Here is a 5,439-nt window from a genome sequence, read left to right as displayed (position 1 = left end):
ATCCACAATGCGCGTCGGCACAGAATCGCCTTTTCACGGAATCCTTGACTGCAGGAAGGAGTTGGCCGTGGGCCGAAATACATTGGGCGAGCACCCGAAGAGCGAAGGCAAGAAGTGCGCGGTGAAGCTTGCTGCGGTCGCGGGCGTCTTCGTTCTATTTGCGGTGGCCTGGCTCGTGGTGTCTTGCGGTGGCCTCAACAATGCTACGAGCGAGGTGCAGCCCCAGGACATCTGCAAATGCACGCCACTCGAGCTGGGGCTGGAATACCGCCATGCCGAGAAGCATGTTCCTATCCCTGTGATGACTCCCGTCGAGATAACGATTGATACGATGTACACCTGGCCGCAAACGGACCCGGGTTCCCTCGATCCGCCTCGAACCGGTGTGGAACTCCAAGTGTTCCATATCACGACTGCTTTTTTGCAGGAAGTGAGCCTGAACAGCGATGACTGCGACGTGGTGTTTGAGATTTCCCAAACCGCGGACAAGACCGCTCGCCGAGTGATCGTGGAAACGCCGGTTGACTCGGAGTTCTGCAGCGCGCGGCATACGATTCAAGCGCAGCTGGCGCAACATGGATTCCAACTGGACGTGGAGCACGGAGGGGAACTGCCGCAAGCTTTGCCGGCGGACGTGATGGGCCTGGCGTTCGAGGATTTCGATCACAGCGCCATCGGGCTCTCGCGCGGATCGGCGGAGGTTCAGACGGTGTGGGAGCTTCATCCAGCCACAGTGTCGTTGCTACCCTGAACGATCCAGGCCGCCGTGGCGGTGACGGGGGAACACCATATGCGAATACTTGCGGTTCGCCTCGGCCTTGTATGGCAGCCTTGGCATCGGCGGGTTCTACACCTCAGATACTCCGCTGCATGGATCCCGTCGCTTCGATCCCCACACGCACCGGCCCTGGAAGATTGGAATAAAACTCCCGCACGACGTTGCCTTCGTGCTTCAGAGTTGCCTTCACTACCTCGCCGGTGGTGGTGTCCAGCATCGCTGTTGTTTGTTGGCGAGCGTGCAAATCACATCCTATAATTTTCACCTCGGCCTCCTTCGGTCCGAGCTCTGTAGGGTGAACACCGAACAGTCTACTCGGGCCGTCGCGAGGCCGGCGTCGTTAAGACATCAATCAGGACTTTGCCGCTTTTACGACGCAGGTTCGCCGAGCGGGGCGCCGATGACGATCCCGTTCTAATCGTTCATTGAGGCAGCTCTCCGCCAGCTTGCTCCGCCACAATGTAGGCGGCGTACCAATCCGGCCAATTCTCGTCGCGTTGGCCACCGGTGCGGGCTTCGTGCTCGCCATGTGCCTTCGACGCACGCCGCATCGCGTTCGCCAGATCGTTTACCGAGGCAAAAGTCGTCGTGACGGAGTCTATGCGGCCGGGCAGCCGCGTCGTCAGCTCCTGGAGCAGCCAGCCATTGCCGTCCGGATCACGGAATGAGGCGAACGAGCGGTAACTGCGATGCTCCGGATCCGGACCGCTGACCCGGATTCTCCCAAACAGGTAGGGCTCGTCCGGGCCTGCGTAGACGTTGTTGCCACCGTGGAACACTTCGCTTACCTCGACGCCGCGATCTAGCAGCTCTTTGCGGGCGGCTTCGATGTCGGAGACGATCAGGTATAGGCCCTGTGCGGAGCCGGGTGCCGCCGGGGTGACGCTCTTGCCGAAGATGACCGAACACCCGGAGCCAGGCGGCGTAAACTGGATCCCGCGCCAGTCGTCACCGTTGGTGAAGTCGCCGTCGAGCCGCCATCCGAGCCTCGTGTAGAATTCCTTCGCGCGGTCGACATCCGAGACGGGGATGATGACGATCTCGAACTTCATGTCAACTCTCGCTACGCCCGGGTCTCTGGTCGCGTCGGGACTACGTACTGGTTTAGTGCTCATAGCTGCCTCCTGGTTGTGTGGGGATGAGGGTCGTGCTTTCAGAAACTACGCCAGAACAAATCGCCGGTCAACGATCAGTCCCCGCGCAGTCGGGCCAAGTTCCGATAAGTCGGGTAATCGGACATCTTCCTGGGCAGTACTCAACTTATCCGGTAAGCGCGCTGATCAGGTCACTATGTGGAGGGTTTAAATGGATGGGCCTGCGCCGGAATTAAGACTTACGCCGACGCGAAAGTGAACTCCTCAACGGCCCGCCAGGTTCATGTAGCGCCATCCCTTCAGGGTGGCATCTTGTGCATTGAATCTGCACGCGCAGGTTCTGAGAGTGGAACCTGCGCCAATTGCTTCGACATCAACGACACCCACACCCATTCGGGAACGAAAACCAAATTCAGAAAGAATTGAATGTTGCTCCTTGATTCTGCTGGGCAGCGCTGACGAATGCACCCAGAAACAGCAGGCCAGTAACAGCGCAAGAAATAGCCCACAGCCACTGTCTCAGGGAAACAAACGTGCGCACAAACACAAAGCACGCAGCCATGAGAGCCACGAACCCTACGCCACCGCAGACGACGTGCATTGTGCCGTGGAAGGTGATACTAGTCGGGGAGCGCACCTGGTCAACGACAAAGATTCCGACACCTACCTGACCGAGTCCAAAGATTCCAAGTAGCAAGGGTCCCCAAAACCGGCCTTTGCGGGAGCGCAGTGCTCCTCGCATGCCCATAGCTGCCCGAGATGACGAGCAGACCGCCGATTATGAAATTAGCGATCTGAATCCATCCCAGACGTCCAATGCTCAGTAGGCTCGGCTCGCTATGAGCAAAATGAAATTCTGGACGAATTAATATTTGGATGACAAAGACGACAAGGAATAGAGGGCCGGCAACCAGCCCGCAGGCCAGCAGAGTTCTTATCGTCGGTAGACCGGCACTTGAATCTGTTTCTTGCATGGCACGCGCCACGTGACAGCTACTTGCGAAATAAAAAAGTCAGAAGAAAAAGCGCCAGCCTGAAATTCAGCAGCTTCAAACCGTTGCGCGCCTCTTGCGGCGTGAGCTTCGCCGTCATCGGCATCGAGCCGAATACTTTTCCTTTCATTACCAGCTTGCCGCCCTCGGTTTCAAGCGACGCGATTTGCAGCAGCTCGCCATTGTCTGGCCCGAGGATTTTCATCATCGCGCTTGTCCGATCTTGTCGAACGTGATTTTCAGGTCCTCGCACATTTTCATCGCCGTCGCGCGCCCCGCCCCGAATACCCCGCCGCCGGGATGCTGAAAAGGACCCACGAGATAAAGCCGATCCACGCCCGGCACCGTGTTTTGTCCGAGATCAGGTGTGGGCCGGTGCGAACCCGATTGATAGATGTACGGGGCCGCTCCATGTAGATCACCCCGCTGAAAGCTTTCGGAACAACGTTCGAGATCCAAGGGACTGTCGCAAACGTACGCGATGATGTTTTGCTCCGTCAGATTTTCCACATACTCCCCTGTCCGCTCAATCATCGTCCGCGCGAAAGCATCCTTTGCTTTGTCCCAGTGCTGAGGCCCGCCGTCGGGATGCGAGTAGGGCACGTAGTCCCATATGTGGAACGTGGCTTTTCCGGGAGGACAACGCGTGGCGTCAAAATTCGAAGGACACGCAATGCCCAGTAATGCCGTGTCCGGAATGCGTCCGTATCGGAGCGCGTCGAAATATTGCCGTAGGACGGTCATGCTCGCAGGAACCAGATCCGTAAAGTAGGACTTGCTCACATGCGCCCCGGCCTTGAAGCGCAGTGGTTCGTTCAATGCGCCGTGAACCGTGAAGCACGAATTCGCGGAAAGCTCCACCTGCTCGGCGTCGCGCGTGATTCTGCCGTCAAGTCCCGGGACGTATCGCCCCAGAAAATGTGGATGAATGGAACCGATCACCCCGTCCTTCGCACTGTATTCTTCGCCCGATGCTGTTCGAACTCCCACGGCGCGTCCGCTTTTCACCAGCACTTTTTCCACCGGCGTATTCGCCAAAACTTTTCCGCCATGGTCTTCAATGCAACGAATCAGCGACGCCGTCAGCGCGCCGCTGCCGCCCACCGCCACTCCGATTCCGTACGTCTCCATGAATCCCAGGAAAACGAAAATCCCGATGCCCGTCCCTTTCTCTTCCGGACCGGTAAGGTTTTCCGAAACCATCCGCGTGAAAAATAAACGCACTTTTTCGTTCTCGAAATTGTCCATGATGATGTCATACGGACTTTTCTGCATCAGCGCGAAAAGCTCGCGCCCCTCCGCGCTCTGATCCATCATCGCGAAACTGGCGCCAAGCGGAATCGGCGGCGTGTAGAGTGAAGCCGCGAGCATCGGCAGATACAGCATCGCCTTCTCGGCGAATTTCAGAAATGCGTCCGCGTCCTTCTTAGAGAACTTCGCGATTTCCTGGTAGGTTTTGTTGCGATCGCGATACAGTCCGATCGTCGAGCCGTCGTCGAAAACGACCATGAAAGGAATTTCCGGATAAATATATTTCAGCCCGTAGCGCGAGAGCAGTTTCAGCTCATCGTTTTTGATCAGCGGATTTCCCTGAATAAAAATGTGCCCAGTGCTGAAACGGTCGTGCAAATATCCCGGCCCGGTAAGCTCCGCCGTCACCACGCCGCCGCCAAACCACGCGTTGCGCTCCAGCACCAGAACGCTTTTTCCGGCCGTTGCCAGATACGCGGCCGCGACCAGTCCGTTGTGCCCGGACCCAATCGCGACAATGTCGTAATTCTGCGGCATCACTTCCTCCCGAGATCTCGCTGCCCAAACCTACCGCCAAAATTTCATCACGTGTGAGGCTCCAGAGACTGTCACAAACCCCGAAATGGGTCAATCGCAGCTCGTCGAGTCCCGCCTCGGGTGTCCGTTTCGGGCCACACGCCCCAGCCGATCTGAAAACAGGTTTACGGGGCAAAAAACGCCAAAAATGGCTCGCTAAAGCCGCTAATTGGTTTCGAGCTAGAAGCTTCTCACGCGGCAAACTAGAAGCTTTTCATGCTGCAAACTCGAAGCTTTTCACGCTGCCGCCGCCCTTAGGAAACACCTGATAATCTGCTAAACTGGATTGAATTTGCTGAATACGGCGCGCTCGCTGAGGCATCTGATGTCGGATGGCGGGGAACGCAGGACGCCCGTAAATCCAGCAGGCACAACAAGAGGGAATGGTCCAAGCAAGATGACCGCAGCCAACAAGCCGCTCGTATCCACCGATCGCCCGCGCACTGCGGTGGGCCAGCAGCTGATCGACCGCATCGGTAACACTCCGCTAATCAAGCTGATGCGGACGGGCACGGAGTTCCCGAACGTCGCGATCTGCGCCAAGGCGGAGTGGTTCAATCCCGGCGGCTCAGTAAAAGATCGCGCCGCCTATTCGATGATTCGCGAGGGCGAGCGCAGCGGTGCTTTGCGCGCTGGAAAAATAATTTTGGACGCGACCAGCGGAAACACGGGAATCGCGTATGCAATGGTCGGCGCGGCGCTGGGATACCGCGTGAAACTTTGCTTGCCTACCAGCGCGTCGCCGGAA

Annotated in this window: 6 protein-coding genes; 2 read left to right on the top strand and 4 right to left on the bottom strand. The window is 57.6% G+C overall.

Annotated features, from left to right (window positions below; all coding sequences use genetic code 11):
• Nucleotides 1-751 (top strand): hypothetical protein (locus tag VN887_03415; GenBank protein HXT39050.1); only part of this gene is annotated, 751 nt, incomplete at its 5' end.
• A 103-nt stretch (nucleotides 752-854) separates the two neighbouring features.
• On the opposite strand, the gene VN887_03410 is transcribed toward VN887_03415, so the two are convergent.
• The 4 genes from VN887_03410 to VN887_03395 all read right to left on the bottom strand — a co-directional run bounded on the left by VN887_03410 (nucleotide 855) and on the right by VN887_03395 (nucleotide 4,652).
• Entirely contained in the window at nucleotides 855-995 is a 141-nt protein-coding gene (locus VN887_03410; protein HXT39049.1) for a hypothetical protein, read from the bottom strand.
• 205 nt (nucleotides 996-1,200) lie between these two features.
• Nucleotides 1,201-1,893, bottom strand: coding sequence for a VOC family protein (locus VN887_03405; GenBank protein HXT39048.1), 693 nt, complete (start codon nucleotides 1,891-1,893; stop codon nucleotides 1,201-1,203).
• Nucleotides 1,894-2,865: 972 nt separating this feature from the next.
• Nucleotides 2,866-3,072 (bottom strand): hypothetical protein, encoded by a 207-nt coding sequence (locus tag VN887_03400; GenBank protein HXT39047.1) that lies wholly within the window; start codon nucleotides 3,070-3,072, stop codon nucleotides 2,866-2,868.
• Nucleotides 3,069-4,652 carry an NAD(P)/FAD-dependent oxidoreductase gene (locus VN887_03395; GenBank protein ID HXT39046.1) on the bottom strand — a complete coding sequence of 528 codons (1,584 nt, stop codon included), beginning with the start codon at nucleotides 4,650-4,652 and terminating at the stop codon, nucleotides 3,069-3,071. Before VN887_03395 ends, VN887_03400 begins: the two co-directional genes overlap by 4 nt.
• A gap of 436 nt (nucleotides 4,653-5,088) precedes the next feature.
• Between VN887_03395 and VN887_03390 the strand changes: the two genes are divergently transcribed.
• On the top strand, nucleotides 5,089-5,439 hold a 351-nt coding region (locus tag VN887_03390), incomplete at its 3' end, for a pyridoxal-phosphate dependent enzyme (GenBank protein HXT39045.1).

Origin of the sequence: Candidatus Angelobacter sp. (assembly GCA_035607015.1) — a bacterium.
Classification (GTDB): domain Bacteria; phylum Verrucomicrobiota; class Verrucomicrobiia; order Limisphaerales; family AV2; genus AV2.
The sequence above is the reverse complement of the archived record's forward strand: the minus strand, read 5'-3'. Positions and strand labels throughout refer to the sequence as shown.

Coding starts and splice junctions, on each gene's coding strand:
- VN887_03410 (HXT39049.1), bottom strand. CDS start 995: ATGCTGGACACCACCACCGGCGAGGTAGTGAAGGCAACTCTGAAGCAC.
- VN887_03405 (HXT39048.1), bottom strand. CDS start 1,893: ATGAGCACTAAACCAGTACGTAGTCCCGACGCGACCAGAGACCCGGGC.
- VN887_03400 (HXT39047.1), bottom strand. CDS start 3,072: ATGATGAAAATCCTCGGGCCAGACAATGGCGAGCTGCTGCAAATCGCG.
- VN887_03395 (HXT39046.1), bottom strand. CDS start 4,652: ATGCCGCAGAATTACGACATTGTCGCGATTGGGTCCGGGCACAACGGA.